At 36.5% G+C, this 14281-nt stretch carries 11 protein-coding genes; 1 reads left to right on the top strand and 10 read right to left on the bottom strand.

The genetic code is table 11. The features are described from left to right. The first annotated feature begins 58 nt into the window (after positions 1 to 58). Positions 59 to 475, top strand: coding sequence for a CBS domain-containing protein (locus LV704_RS14930; RefSeq protein ID WP_163423074.1), 417 nt, complete (start codon positions 59 to 61; stop codon positions 473 to 475). Between the two features lie 77 nt (positions 476 to 552). On the opposite strand, the gene LV704_RS14935 is transcribed toward LV704_RS14930, so the two are convergent. The 10 genes from LV704_RS14935 to LV704_RS14980 form a co-directional block, all read right to left on the bottom strand. Continuing rightward, entirely contained in the window at positions 553 to 2679 is a 2127-nt protein-coding gene (locus LV704_RS14935) for a DUF349 domain-containing protein (RefSeq protein WP_163423075.1), read from the bottom strand. A 144-nt stretch (positions 2680 to 2823) separates the two neighbouring features. Next, entirely contained in the window at positions 2824 to 3573 is a 750-nt protein-coding gene (locus LV704_RS14940) for a shikimate dehydrogenase (RefSeq protein ID WP_163423076.1), read from the bottom strand. Further along, positions 3527 to 4564 (bottom strand): DUF368 domain-containing protein, encoded by a 1038-nt coding sequence (locus tag LV704_RS14945; protein ID WP_163423077.1) that lies wholly within the window; start codon positions 4562 to 4564, stop codon positions 3527 to 3529. Before LV704_RS14945 ends, LV704_RS14940 begins: the two co-directional genes overlap by 47 nt. An 18-nt stretch (positions 4565 to 4582) precedes the next feature. Continuing rightward, positions 4583 to 5500 carry a DUF368 domain-containing protein gene (locus tag LV704_RS14950; RefSeq protein WP_163423078.1) on the bottom strand — a complete coding sequence of 306 codons (918 nt, stop codon included), beginning with the start codon at positions 5498 to 5500 and terminating at the stop codon, positions 4583 to 4585. Between the two features lie 25 nt (positions 5501 to 5525). Beyond that, positions 5526 to 6926, bottom strand: a complete 1401-nt coding sequence (locus tag LV704_RS14955; RefSeq protein ID WP_163423079.1) for a tetratricopeptide repeat protein — start codon at positions 6924 to 6926, stop codon at positions 5526 to 5528. An 86-nt stretch (positions 6927 to 7012) separates the two neighbouring features. After that, positions 7013 to 8209 carry an aspartate aminotransferase family protein gene (locus LV704_RS14960; RefSeq protein WP_163423080.1) on the bottom strand — a complete coding sequence of 399 codons (1197 nt, stop codon included), beginning with the start codon at positions 8207 to 8209 and terminating at the stop codon, positions 7013 to 7015. Continuing rightward, positions 8209 to 9918 carry an OstA-like protein gene (locus tag LV704_RS14965; RefSeq protein WP_163423081.1) on the bottom strand — a complete coding sequence of 570 codons (1710 nt, stop codon included), beginning with the start codon at positions 9916 to 9918 and terminating at the stop codon, positions 8209 to 8211. The genes LV704_RS14960 and LV704_RS14965 overlap by 1 nt, the downstream gene beginning before the upstream one ends. A gap of 101 nt (positions 9919 to 10019) precedes the next feature. Further along, on the bottom strand, positions 10020 to 11582 hold the full coding sequence (locus LV704_RS14970) for a sodium:alanine symporter family protein (protein WP_163423082.1): 1563 nt from the start codon (positions 11580 to 11582) through the stop codon (positions 10020 to 10022). A gap of 121 nt (positions 11583 to 11703) precedes the next feature. After that, entirely contained in the window at positions 11704 to 12807 is a 1104-nt protein-coding gene (locus LV704_RS14975) for a hypothetical protein (RefSeq protein ID WP_163423083.1), read from the bottom strand. 196 nt (positions 12808 to 13003) lie between these two features. Continuing rightward, a complete protein-coding gene (locus LV704_RS14980; protein WP_163423084.1) occupies positions 13004 to 14272 on the bottom strand; it encodes an adenylosuccinate synthase in 1269 nt (422 codons plus the stop codon). Positions 14273 to 14281 lie beyond the last annotated feature (9 nt).

The following is a 14281-nucleotide window of genomic DNA, read 5'->3' on the forward strand; positions in this document are numbered from 1 at the left end:
TCATGCTTTTTTAATAGGAAACACGGTAATTTCATTGATAGATTAAAACCTATCAAATATGAAAAAGCGTGTACCTGTTTCAGAGATAATGTCCAGAGACTTGATCACACTAACTACTAGTGATGATCTTGTAACTGCAGAAGAGCTTTTTAAGAAGCACAATATAAGACACATTCCAGTAATCAATGGAAAGGCAATTGTTGGTATACTGAGCTATACTGATTTGCTGCGTATTAGTTTTGCCGATGCAGTCGATGATGACGAAAGAGTAGATACGATGGTCTATAATATGTTCACCATTTCTCAAGTGATGGCAAGAGATGTAATTAGCGTACCTTCTAACACTACGGTAAGGGAAGTAGCAAAATTTTTAGCAAAAAAGGAGTTTCATGCCTTACCTGTTGTGGACAATGAGAGGTTGGTGGGAATTGTTACGACCACGGATTTAATAAACTATTTATTGGATTTGTATTAAAAGGAACATTATAGAAAAATATAGGCCCAATACATTAACTTAATGTATTGGGCCTATATTTTAAATAGAGCTTGGTTTTATTCTTCTTCGCCAGTATTTGTATCATCACTTTCTTCAACCACTTTATTGCGGTTATTTTGCATGATGTTGAGCTTTTTAAGCTTGGCTTTCCACGTTTCTAAGGCTTCTTTGTGTCTATTGATGTTCTTTACAACATCCTTTACCAAAGGATTATCTTCAGAAGCGTTGGAAAAAAATTGAAGATTATTTTCCAATTGCCTTATTTCCGATTTACTTTCTTCTATTTTCCTACGGATAAAGATTCGTTCATTGCCAATGGCCCTGTTATCATCTGTCTTGGCAAGCTGCTGCATTTTATCACCATACTTAAGCAATTCAGATTCTTGCTTGCTCACCCCTAATTTTGTGAATAACGCATCTATAATTTTGTTGAACTTACCGTTTATATGTTTTTTGTTATATGGAATGCGTCCATACGTTTTCCACTCAGAAATAAATTTCTTGACCGTAACAAGGTCTTTTTCAGCATCACCACTCAACTGGAAAGCTTTTAGACGCTCCAAGCAAGCATTTTTCTTTTCAAAATTTTCGTACTCCTCTTTTTGACTTTCATTCTTTTCAGAATGTAATCGGTTAAAATAATGATTACAGGCATTCTTAAACTCGTTCCAAATCTTGTCAGAATACTTTCTGGGAACATGACCGATTTTTTTCCATTCGCTTTGTATGCGCTTCATTTCAGGAGTGGCCATAGCTCTATCTTCACTATCCTTGAGTTCAAGCGCTAGTGCCAAGAGCGCTTTTTTCTTTTCTAAATTTTCATGCTGTTCCTTTTTTTGATTTTTATAAAAGGAATTTTTGTTTCGATTAAACTTGCGAACAGCATCCTTGAAAGTACTCCAAGTTTGTTCATTCACTTTTTGAGGTACTTTTCCAGCTTTAAAAAAAGAATCACGAAGCGCTTCTACCTCTTTAATTTGTAATTGAAGAGCTTTATGGTTATTTGTAACGCTTTCCGCAATCTTCAATATCGATGCAATAACTTCTTGTTTCTTTTCTAAGTTCTTTTCGTAATCCTTCTCTAGTTCTTGATAATGCTCCTGCCTTCGTTCGTGCATAGCTTTGGTGGCACTACTAAAACGATTCCAGACTTCCTCCCGTTGTTCTTTCGCAACCGGGCCTATATCTTCTTTCCAGATTTTATGAAGTGTTTGCAGCTCTCTAAAGGCTTTACCTAAATCAGGTTCATTGACCAGTGCTTCTGCGCGTTGCACTAGTTTTAATTTTTCCTCAAGATTATGCTTAAAATCAAGGTCTCTTAATTCTCGATTAAGATGTAGAAAATCATAAAAGATTTCCATATGGTGGTGGTACGTTCTCCAAACATCGTTGTAATTGTTACGCGGAACTGGACCGGCATTCCTCCAATTTTCTTGTAAATCCTTAAAATTCTTATATGTGGTATTAATGTCCTCTTCCACATTTATAAGGCCTTTAAGTTCTTCAATGATCTCTAAGCGTTTGTTAAGATTGCCTTTAAGATTTTGTTCCAGTTTTTTGTAGTACTGGTCACGTTTTTCGCGATATTCTCCAAAGACTTCGTTAAACTGTCTTTTAGAAACGGAATTATATCGAAAATCTATTTCATTGCCGCCATTGGCTATAAATTCTTCTTTTTTGTGTTCTAAAAACTCTTGAAATTTTTGATCAAACTCATATTTAATGGAACTGACGTGTTTGTTTATGGCCTGGATCTTTTCATTTTTCACCAAGCGCTGTAACTCTCCAACCAAATTTTCAATGGACATGGAGTGGTAGTCCAGCATAGGAATATGATGCCGTTTCTCGTTATCGGTATCTTCAGCATCTTCAGCATTGGATTCTTCAATTTCCTCAATTACCTCGTCCGATTTCTCAGGTTCGGAGGATTCGTTGGCAACCTCTTTAGTACTGGATTCTTCAATTACCTCGTCTGATTTCTCCGGTTCGGAGGATTTGTCGTCTTCAGAAGATTGAGGTTCCTTTGGAGGTTTAATAACTGTATCTGTATTTTCTTGTACTGGAATGTCGGCTGCTTTTGGTTCAGAAATGGGGCTTTCTTCAACAGTAGTTTTTATAACATCCGCATTATGCTCAGTACCACCACCTTCAGTTTCCTGAAGTTTTTGTTCGTTGTCCTGCATCAGTAGTTTCTTTTCCTTTGAATTGATGATAATTATAGCCAAGTTAACAACTAAATTACCCAATAACAAGAGTACAGCTTCTTCTTTTGTTTAAGTTTTGTGATGTATGGATTAATCAAAATGAAGCCTTTTTGGCTTTTAAGATCAGGAATTCCAGATTTCCCAACTTTTTTCAGCTTGTAACTTCAACATTTTCAAACCATTACATATTTTAGAACCTTTTGATTCACCTTCGGCCAAAAAGGATGTTTTTAGAGGGTTGTAAATAAGATCAAACAAAAGATGCTGGTCATTTAGATATTGATAGGGTAGGGAGGGCTTATCGGTTACATTTGGGAATGTGCCCAGTGGAGTACAATTAATAACAACGGTGTGTGAGGTAATAATCTCTTCATCAAGTTCTTTATAGGTAAATTGATGCTCTTTTTTGGTTCTGGAAACATAGATGTATTCAATGCCAAGTTCTTCTAAAACAAAACGTATAGCTTTTGATGCTCCTCCTGTTCCCAAAATAAGTGCTTTATCATGGTGCGGCTTTAAAAAAGGCCCTATTGATTTTTGAAAACCATAGGCATCTGTGTTGTACCCTTTTAAGCCGTTTTCAGTAATTTTTATAGTATTTACTGCGCCTATTTTTTCTGCTCCAGAATCTAGATCATCTAAATATGGAATAACCAATTCTTTGTACGGAATAGTAACATTAAGTCCTTTTAAGTGTGTTTGAGACACAAGGGCTTCAAATTCTGAGATTTCTGGAATATCAAAATTTTCATAGCTATGGTCATTTAGCTTTAAGTCCGCAAATTTTTGTGTAAAATAGCCTTGAGAAAAGGAATACGAAATGTCTTTACCTAAGAGTCCGTACCTGTTTTCTTTCTTTTCTGTTTTTTCCATACCAATCTAAAATCAATAATACCAAAATTCCTAGAATCACAAAAAATATGGCCCACCAGGTTTCGGGAGTTGCTAGATTTGGGAAATAGCGTTCATAATTAAGAACTATTTTATCTCCATTGGAATCTAGTAATACATTACCAAGCGCATCCATTTTGTACATGGTTCGTTTCCAAGGCCAGACCACACCTAAAGAACCTGTTATAAAACCAAGAATGATAGCTGTTGAACTTGCTTTGTAATGCTTGAGCAAGTAACTGAGCAAATGCGAAAAAGTTACCAGTCCCGTTGCCGAACCTAGCGTGAAAACTGCCAGAATTTTAAGGGTTTCCATTCGTTTGGGATTGTCCATAAAGCCAAAATCCCCAGAGAACACTTCCGAAAAAGTATCGTAGAGTGCATTCACGGAATCAACTAGCAGGAGCACATAATTTCCTAATAGAATTAATATAAACGAACCCGAAAGCCCTGGCAATGTCATTCCAGAAACACTGATAATGCCACAAAAGAAAATAAAAAACAGATTATCATTTTCTTTGGCAGGACTTAAGAAACTGATTGAAATACCTATGATTAACCCCAATATTCCTAAAGGAACCGTTCTTTTGTTCCAATGGTTAAAATCTTTGGATATGTAATAGATGGAGCCTAAGATCATACCAAAAAAGCTTGCCCATACAAAGAGTTCTTTTTGTTCCAGAAAAAAGTCGAGCACTCTAGAAATACTGAAATAACTAACAAGCATACCAAAGATGAGCAACAACAAGAATTGGCCGTTTGTATATTGATAAAAACTCTTGAACCTTCCGTTAAGAAGTAACTTGAAAGCTTTGGAATTTATTTTTTGAAGGGAATAGATGAACTCTTCATAAAAACCACCTACAAAAGCAACAATGCCGCCAGATACGCCGGGCACCTTGTTGGCAGCTCCCATACAAAGGCCTTTTATTACCAAAAAAAAGTTGTCCAGAAATGTTCTAGGTTGATGCATCTATTGGGTAAGTTTCTCTTATTTTTTGGAAGCTACTCTTTCTAAGATAAAAATAAGAGAAAAACCTATTATAGCTAGGATTATGGCAAGTATTAACTGATTGTCACCTTCAAATGCCCCGGGCAACACATTTATATCATCAATAACTACTGTTTTATCCCCAAAAGTCTTGGTTTCCAATACTTTTTTCCATGGCCATATTTTGTTCAATGACCCTAGTATAAAACCGGTTAGCAAGGCAAGGGTAATATTTTTATAATGATTGAACATCCATTTTAACAATCGGGCAAAACTTAGGAGGCCAAATACTGCCCCTAGAGCAACAGTAATGACGATTTTAACGTCTCGTTCATGAACTGCATCTAAAATGGTTTTATAGGACCCCAAAAGCACCAAAATAAACGCTCCTGATATGCCAGGTAAAATCATAGCACATACCGCCAAAGCCCCAGATAGGAAAAGATAGGGTAGACTGTCTACATTTTCATTTGGAGGAAGTTCAGTAATAAAATAAGCTATCGCTGCGCCAAAAATAAACATGACGACCGTTGCAATGGACCATTTCTTAATTTCTTTCCCTACAAAAAAGATACTGGCCAATACCAGTCCAAAGAAAAAGGACCATAATAGGATGGGTTGATTTTCCAATAACCAACTTAAAAATTTAGCCAAGGACAATACGCTGATAAAAATCCCCGAGAATAAGGCAAGCAAAAAATTACCGTTCGCCTTATCCCAAAACGCTTTTAATCCTTCTTTTCTTAGTGTTGTGAAAAGAGAAATATTAATATTGTTAATGGAACTTATAAGCTCCTCATAAATTCCGGAGATAAATGCTATTGTACCTCCTGAAACTCCAGGAACCACATCAGCCGCACCCATGGCAATTCCTTTGAGTGTTATAAACACGTAATCCAGCAGTTGACGTCCTTTCATGAATTTTATGGGTAAAAACCTTAAACTATGTAGATGTTTTTTTGATTTCGGAAACCAAGGTTTGTAACCACTTTACCTTGTTGAACTCTGGGAATTCCTCTTCAAATAACTGCAATTTTTCAATATCTAATTGCATGGCTTCTGCCAATTTTTCCCTAGCATTTAAAATTTCATTGTTTTTAAGGTAAATTCCGGCAAGTTTATACTGGAGTTCTGCGCTTTCAGGATAAAATTCAAGTCCTTGGATGATTACTTGGATTGAAGATCCAAAATCCCCTAGTTTTTTAAGTACATCGGCCCAATTTTTCCAAGTTTCCTGTTCATAGTTACCTAAATCTACAGCTTGCTTGTATGCAAAATCCGCCTCATCAAAATTATTGAGGGCAAAATAGATTCTTGCGCATTTTTTCCAATACAGGGGGTTTTCACCATCAATGTTTATGGCCTTATTGATATAATACAAGGCTTTTTCATAGTTCTCCAGTTTATAATGGAAATCGGTTATTGCCAGCCAGCCCTTATCCAGTAATGGGTCTTCATGAACCGTATTGTAATAATAGTATTTTGCTAGGTCGTTATTGCCCAATTTTTCATGACACCTTCCTATCCTAAGATAAGCATGTGATGTCGGGTCTTCTATAGAGATGGTAGTTTCGTAATTCTCAATAGCTTCATTATACTTACCTAGCTTTTCTAGAACTTTTCCTTTTTCAAAGTAGGCTCCAATGAAAGAATCGTCAGAAATTATTGCAAAATCAAATGAAGTAAGTGCTTCTTTGTACATATCCATATTGTAGTACATTTTGCCCAATTGGTGCCAAGCTACTTCACAATAGGGATTCCGCTCCAAATAACTGTTCAAATAATGAATGGCGCCATCAAAATCTTCTAAAAACTCAAAACAGTAGATTACGTTGTACAAAGAAGAATAATCTCGATCATCAAACTCAACGCATCTCATAAAACTACGTTTTGCGCTTTCAAAATCATCCATGAACAGATATTCCATTCCTAAAAGGGAATGGATGTCAAAACTATCTTCGGTTCTATGCAGCGCTTCTAAAAGTAGGTTTACCGCTTCTTGATGATTGTCCTGTTTAGATTGAATGTTGGCTCGTTGTATGTAGATTTCCTCATTGTGCGAATCTATATTTTGGAGTTCATCCAATAATTTTTCGGCAGTTTCAAAATTGTCTTCAAAAACCAGAATTTCTACACGTAATAATTTTAATTCCAGTGAGTTAGGGTGTTGCTCCAAGCCTATTTGGATAGCTTTTTTACCCAATGAGACCTTTCCATTATTTAAATAATAGTGAATGATTTCCTCAAAGTCCTCTGCATCAAAAAAATAGACGTCATCTGTCTTGAGCATGGACTCAAATTTACTTATGGATTTGTCAGGATATTCGTTAGAATCTAACGCCATAGGAATGAGTTTGGTTTAACTATGGACTTAAAATTAGCCCTTTGAAGCTATCTTTAAGTCTTTGTTTTGGGTATGTTATCAACAAATTAGTTAACAGCAGTGGGTTTGTAATCGTTTAAAATACTGATGATTTGGTCGCATCCTATAGCTATTTCTTTCATGGAAATGGTCAGTGGTGGTGATATCCGAACCGCTTTGGGTTCAAAAAGCAACCAGAAAAGAATAAGCCCTTTTTTGGCAGCTTTCAACACTAAATAATTGACAATTTCCTCATCGTCTAATAGCAAAGCAAGCATTAAACCCTTACCTCTTATTTCATTAATCAAAGGATGTACCAAAAGGGTTCTAAATAGCTTTTCTTTCTCTAATGTTTGTTCAATGAGCTGTTTTTCAGTGATTTCTTGTAATGTTGCCAAGCTGGCAGCTGCAATGACTGGGTTCCCGCCAAATGTTGTGATATGGCCTAATTTTGGACTTGTCTGAAAGGTATCCATCATTTTTTTTGAAGCAACAAATGCCCCTACAGGTAGCCCTGAAGCCATTCCTTTGCCCAATACTAAAATATCTGGGACACAGTTAAAATGTTCAAATGCGAATAGTTTTCCTGTTCTTCCAAATCCAGGTTGAATTTCATCTAAAATCAACAGCGCTGCTACTTGATCACAGCGTTTTCGCACTTTTGCCAAATACCCATTTTCTGGAAGAATAAATCCAGCGCCACCTTGTATGGTTTCTAAAACTACTGCGGCGGTTTTTTCCGTAATCTGTTCTAAATCTGCTTCAGCGTTAAATTTGATGAAGGAAACGTCTGGTATTAATGGCCTAAATGCGCTTTTCCGTTCTTCATACCCCATTAAGCTCAAACTCCCCATCGTATTTCCATGATAGGCGCGATGGGCAGCTATGAGTTGTGAGCGCCCAGTATATCTTCTGGCTAATTTTATAGCGCCTTCTATAGCTTCTGTTCCTGAGTTGACCAAATAGGTTGTTTCTAGGTTTTTGGGAAGTTTTGATGCCAATAATTTGGTGAACGCTACAGCAGGTTGTTGAACATATTCTCCATACACCATTACATGCATATATTTTTCAAGCTGTTCTTTTACAGCATCTATAACTCTTGGAGGGCAATGCCCCAAACTGCAGGCAGAAACTCCCGCAACAAAATCTAAATGTGCGTTACCCTGGTTGTCATAAATGTAACTGCCCTTTGCATGAGAAACCTCCATGCCCAAGGGATGTGGTGTGGTTTGGGTTTGATATGTAAAAAAGTCATCTCTAAGCATTAGGGACTTTGTACTTTCTTTACCGTAGCTTCTTTGGGCTTAATAGCCTTGGCGGTGTTCGATATTTTGTTTACCGGGTCGTTTTCATTTTCTTGGCGCTCCTTTTCTTCAGCATCAATGTCTATCGGATTATCTATTCCGCGAATTTTTACCAACTCTATATTATTATCATCTTCATCAAAAATGTCGTCTTTGCTTAGAATCCGTTCATCTCCACGCCATATAAACCCTTTCAATTTTCTACTTTCCACAGGTAATTCCGCGTCCGGAAAAATATCCCCATCAGGATTTACAAAAAAAGTTATGTCTTCAATATCATTGTTGGCCATAAGCAATCTTATCTTACTACAAATGGTTTTATCAATCCCTATCAACTCTTGGTCATCATTGTACATGTAATAGATCACCTCTGTATTTCTGATCAGGTCAATTATTTTGAGTTCATTTTCAATAAACTTTCCATATAGATCTTTTCCTTTTGCCTGATTGTAACCGGTTTTGCTGATGGTATCCAACGAAATAATGAAAGCATTCTCCAATACTTTGAGTGAATCCAATTTCTCGGTCTCTAAGTCAGAAATTAAATGAATACTATCACCTGTTATTTGATTGTCCACATTCCATAGGATTGGATTTTTGATCAATTGGGTAATTCCTGTATTTTCTGCGGAATGAATAGAATCGCATTTTCCGCTTAAGTCAGTTTTATAGAATTTAGCATTTCTGAAAGCACGAAGAATGCGAGCTTCAGGTTTACCTGTAACCATGAGTGTATCCCCATGCATGTAAAGGGAATCTTGTTCCACTAAATTTATTGAAACCGCTCTTTTTGTGGCAAAAACAGAATCTTTAGCCTTGAAAACCTCAGCATAATGAGCTCTAATAACGCCATTGTTAATAGTGTCCGTTATCTGGATATTGTTGGTGGCAGATGCAAATTCAGATGTTTTGTCAAAATAAAGACTGTCACCTACAATGATTTTGTTATCATAATCAATCCTGGTGTTTTTTATGCCATAACCCTGCTCAATCTTGGTATCGTAAAATCCTCGTTCACAATAGATTTTGTATTCTTCACCGGTTATGGTTGAAGGCCCGTACATATATGCATTTTTGGAAATACGGTAATAATCCAATTGTTCTGAATCTATGATGTACTCGGGATTGTCAATGTGTACATCGCTTTTAAACTGCACTTTTTTCAACTCGGTAAAATAGGTGCCGATTTTGCTGGTAAGTACGTTTACGGAATCAACCACTTTTCCTCCAGAATTGTAGAATGATTCTTGTTTTTCCCTATTAAAATATAAAGTATCGGTGGTCAAGGTCATTTGACCATCGGTAAGATCTACTTTCTCCCATGCTTTTGCCAGTTTTGAGTCACCGTTATAACTCATATAGCTGCTGTTCATCTCAATAGAATCGCCCTGTTGTAGTCTAACATTGCCTATTGCCTTTAAACGGTTTTCCTGGGAGTAAAAAATTGCAATATCACACCACAAGTCTGCTCCTTGGTGTTCAAATTGTACTTGACGCTCATCATCCTTGCTAAAAATTGAAGCTCCCGGGAATTGGGCTTCATCTTTGGTGAAATTGGCGCCGTAAACAATGTTTATCTGTCTACTTTCTGGTTCTTGTTCTTTTTCTTGAGCAATAGCCAGGAAAAATGAGAAGATAAAAATGAAAAATGAAATTCTTTTCAAATCCATGGAATTTTGCCCAAAAGTAGGATTTTTAAGCAAAGTATCATGTTGGATTTAGAAAGGTTTAGTAAATGACAAGAGTTCTTCATAAAGTATGAATTCAAATTTTAGGTTCTTGATTTTTTATGTCGGATTAATGCAAGGTATCTATCGAGCTCTTTTTTTACTTCAGGATAGAGAAAGAATAGCCCAATCATATTAGGAAATACTAAGGCTAGAATCATGGCATCGGAAAATTTTATTACGGCATCCAGGGTAATTGCAGCGCCTAAAATTGTAAATAGTAAGAACAAAAGCTTATAGGATAAGTCAACCCACTTTCCTCTCCCAAAAAGATATTTCCAAGCTTGTAGTCCATAATAAGACCATGATAAGATAGTTGAAAATGCAAATAGGATTACTGCAAAGACCAATGCATAAGAAGCTCCGGGAATAGCACTTTCAAAAGCCATTGAAGTGAGATTGATACCTCCTAATCTACTACCGTCTGCCATTAAAGCTCCTCCATTCAATACATCGCCATAAACAAAAGCACCATTGAGATTGAAAATTATAATAACAATGGCGGTCATAGTGCATATAAGCACAGTATCTATAAAAGGTTCAAGTAGGCCAACAAGACCTTCGGATGCCGCATATTTGGTGTTTACGGCAGAATGAGCAATTGCAGCGGAACCAGCTCCAGCTTCATTGGAAAAAGCTGCTCTGCGGAACCCTTGTATCATAACACCAATGAAACCACCACTGATTGTAGCCTTTGGGGTAAAAGCATCCGTAAAGATTTGCATAATGGCATCATCAACAAGTGTTATGTTTGACACAATAATAAATAAGGCAGCAGCAGTATATAGGATGGCCATAAAGGGCACTACTTTTTCAGTTACTTTGGCAATACGCTTAATGCCTCCAATAATTACAATCCCAACACAGATTGCAAATACAATACCTATCATGCTTCCAGAAGCTTCACTTTGAATTCCGAATTGAGTAATTATTTGTGAGGCAGCTTGATTGGTTTGAAAAGCATTACCGCCACCAAATGAGGCACCTACACATAATAAAGCAAAAAGGATTGCTAGAATTTTACCAAAGTTTTTGTACCCTTTTTCTTTTAAACCTCTACTTAAATAATACATTGGGCCTCCGAATACTTTCCCTTGGGTATCTATGTCCCGATACCTTACCCCTAGAGTGCATTCAACAAACTTTGAAGACATGCCTAACAACCCGGCAAGAATCATCCAAAATGTGGCTCCTGGACCACCAATTGAAATTGCTACAGCGACCATAGAGATATTCCCAAGCCCCACAGTACCGGATACCGCTGTTGCCAATGCTTGAAAATGATTTACTTCACCTTGGTTACCTTCCTGTTTTTCAAACTTGTCAAAAGTACCTCTAACCACCTGTATGGCAGTGGTGAATAATCTAACATTTACAAACCTGAAGTATATGGTGAAAAACAAGGCACCTGACAGTAATAGGATAAGTACTAAAGGCACCTGTGCTTGACCTAAAGGTATGTTGGTGAAGATTAATTTTTCCCACCATAAAGCAAAGGGCATGAATGCATCGTTGATTTGTTTATCCAACCCTTCGCCGGATTGTGCAAATGCGGTAGTTGGTATTAGTATTAATAAGAGAAAAAATTTATACACTTTAAAGTTCATGATGGTTGGATTTGAATCATACTCAAGTTGAAAAAGTGATGTGAAAAACTATAAGAAAGTCGGAAAAAACCCAGAAATGTCGGTAATTTCTAAGCAGACAGAATAAGGTTAAATAATTGATTTACAGGAATATGTTTTCTTTAGGAAGAGCCAAACGTATTTTTCTTGCCTTGTGTTCCGACATTTGGAACAATGTATTTTTTAAGGGTATATAATGATGGTCCTTACTCCAATTTTCTTTTCCAAAAAGATTATCCAGTATAGCGGATAATAATCTTTTTATTTGATTATGATCGTTAATTTCAAATTCTTTGTTATGCTCATAGTTTTTTGGTTTAATTTCTAACCAATCATCAAAAGCTTCACTTTTTTTATGTTGCGCAAACTTTAAAAGTAGATTATAATGAGCTCCACTCAAGGTTACCTTTCTTTCTTTGGAACCGGGAAAACCATTAAGATGAATGTACTGTTCTAACTTACCTGTTTTGTTCAATGTTTTGGAAAAAATTAAACTTAGATTTTCTGATTTTGGAATAACATTTTCCGCCAGTTCTTTTACCCAACTCATTGCCAAGGCAAAAAATAGCATTATTAGACATGTCTTGAATATTGCTGAAAATAGAAGTAAATTAATGGAAGTGTTCAAAAGTTTATACAGCTGTGCAACCAATATGACCATTGTACATAGAACGGTTAGCCATGAAAGGAGTTTCAACCTTCTTTTTTCGAATGATTCCCAGAGTACATATCCCAAAAAAATGAGCGTAAAAAAGGCATAGTAGACGTCTAATTGGTTAATGATACCATAGCTCTTACCAGAAACCATTAAATTGATGGTTGGCCCCAATGAAAAAATAAATGGAATACCTACGATGTATTTCCATGTGTTTGATTTAATCAAATGTTTTAGAGGAGAGGGTAGATAACGAAACCATGGTAATGCCAACAAAATGAACAGACTGTTAAAAAGGGAAAAAATACTTAACCATCCCTGGTAATACAAATTGAGTGGACTTGATTTGGAAAAGTATATTTCGAACATTCCTGAGAAGCACCAACATAATACAGACAATGCCAGCCAAACTTGACCAAAATCTTTCTGTTTTTTTCCAATATGCCACCAAATGGCCATTAGGGCCATAAAGGCAAAGAAACATACTGAAGATTGCCACCAACCATAAAAGTTGAGAACCTCGGAATCAATTTGTTGATTTATAAAAAGCATTGTGTCGGTTATCTTAACAAAGACCGCAGCAATATAAAACTATTAAGTAGAAGTAAGTGTCAATATACATTTTGTGCATTGCCAGACAAGTTGAATTCAGTATGTATAAATTGCCAATTTTTCTAAGTGAATTAGTTAAAAAAATCAGTAGAGAGTTATAATCTTAATCTCTCCTACATAATCGACGCTAAAATTATTACCTATGAATAGTCTGTGTTCTATCAGGACCTACAGAAACAATTTTAATGGGAACATTTAATTCTTCCTCCAAAAATGAGATGTAATCATTCAAAGCAGAAGGGAGCTCCTCAGCTTTAGTTAGTTGGGTTAAGTCTTTGGCCCAACCTTTCATCTCTTTATAAACAGGAATTATATTCTCGCTCTCAATATTGTACGGTAAATGTTGAATTTCTTCGCCTTTGTATTTGTAAGCAGTACATACCTTTAGGGTTTTAAAGCCACTAAGAACATCCCCTTTCATCATCATTAATTCAGTAACACCATTAATTTGAACAGCATATTTTAATGCCACTAGATCAAGCCATCCACATCGTCTTGGTCTGCCGGTTGTTGCACCAAACTCATTACCTACACGCCCCATGGTTTCCCCATCATTATCAAACAACTCGGTTGGGAAAGGTCCACTACCAACTCTTGTGGTATATGCTTTAAAAATACCCAATACACGACCTATTTTATTAGGAGCAACTCCTAAACCTGTACAAGCTCCAGCAGCTGTGGTGTTGGATGAAGTCACGAAAGGGTAAGTGCCAAAATCAATGTCCAATAAAGACCCTTGTGCTCCTTCTGCCAATATTTTCTTGCCTTGTTCCTGGGCTTTGAATATGTACTCTTCGCTATCAATAAACTTTAGTTGTTTTAGCGTTGCCACACCCTCGTAAAATTCAGCTTCCAATTCAGCTAAATCATATTGGATATCTACATTGTAAAATCCTATCATGGCTTCGTGCTTATCTGCCAAAGCACGATATTTTTCTTCCCAGTTGTCAAACTCTAAATCTCCAACCCGCATGCCGTTTCTACCAGTCTTGTCCATATAAGTTGGGCCAATTCCTTTTAAAGTGGAGCCAATCTTTGCTTTTCCTTTTGCGGCTTCTGATGCTGCATCCAGTAAACGATGGGTAGGTAAAATAAGATGTGCTTTTCTTGAGATGAAAAGTTTTGATACAATATCAATATCAAACTTTTCAAGATTGTCCAATTCCTTTTTAAAAATAACAGGGTCTATTACAACTCCGTTACCAACAACGTTTATGGCATTCTTATGAAAAATTCCTGAAGGGATAGTATGCAGTACATGTTTTATACCATCAAATTCCAAGGTATGACCTGCATTTGGGCCTCCCTGAAATCTTGCAATAATATCATAGTCTTTAGTGAGTACATCAACAATTTTTCCTTTTCCTTCGTCTCCCCATTGGAGTCCAAGCAATAAATCTACCATGAAATGTGT

Origin of the sequence: Flagellimonas sp. CMM7 (assembly GCF_021390195.1) — a bacterium.
In the GTDB taxonomy this organism is placed as follows: domain Bacteria; phylum Bacteroidota; class Bacteroidia; order Flavobacteriales; family Flavobacteriaceae; genus Flagellimonas.

Coding starts and splice junctions, on each gene's coding strand:
- LV704_RS14935 (WP_163423075.1), bottom strand. CDS start 2,679: ATGCAGGACAACGAACAAAAACTTCAGGAAACTGAAGGTGGTGGTACT.
- LV704_RS14955 (WP_163423079.1), bottom strand. CDS start 6,926: ATGGCGTTAGATTCTAACGAATATCCTGACAAATCCATAAGTAAATTT.
- LV704_RS14940 (WP_163423076.1), bottom strand. CDS start 3,573: ATGGAAAAAACAGAAAAGAAAGAAAACAGGTACGGACTCTTAGGTAAA.
- LV704_RS14950 (WP_163423078.1), bottom strand. CDS start 5,500: ATGAAAGGACGTCAACTGCTGGATTACGTGTTTATAACACTCAAAGGA.
- LV704_RS14945 (WP_163423077.1), bottom strand. CDS start 4,564: ATGCATCAACCTAGAACATTTCTGGACAACTTTTTTTTGGTAATAAAA.
- LV704_RS14970 (WP_163423082.1), bottom strand. CDS start 11,582: ATGAACTTTAAAGTGTATAAATTTTTTCTCTTATTAATACTAATACCA.
- LV704_RS14965 (WP_163423081.1), bottom strand. CDS start 9,918: ATGGATTTGAAAAGAATTTCATTTTTCATTTTTATCTTCTCATTTTTC.
- LV704_RS14980 (WP_163423084.1), bottom strand. CDS start 14,272: ATGGTAGATTTATTGCTTGGACTCCAATGGGGAGACGAAGGAAAAGGA.
- LV704_RS14930 (WP_163423074.1), top strand. CDS start 59: ATGAAAAAGCGTGTACCTGTTTCAGAGATAATGTCCAGAGACTTGATC.
- LV704_RS14960 (WP_163423080.1), bottom strand. CDS start 8,209: ATGCTTAGAGATGACTTTTTTACATATCAAACCCAAACCACACCACAT.
- LV704_RS14975 (WP_163423083.1), bottom strand. CDS start 12,807: ATGCTTTTTATAAATCAACAAATTGATTCCGAGGTTCTCAACTTTTAT.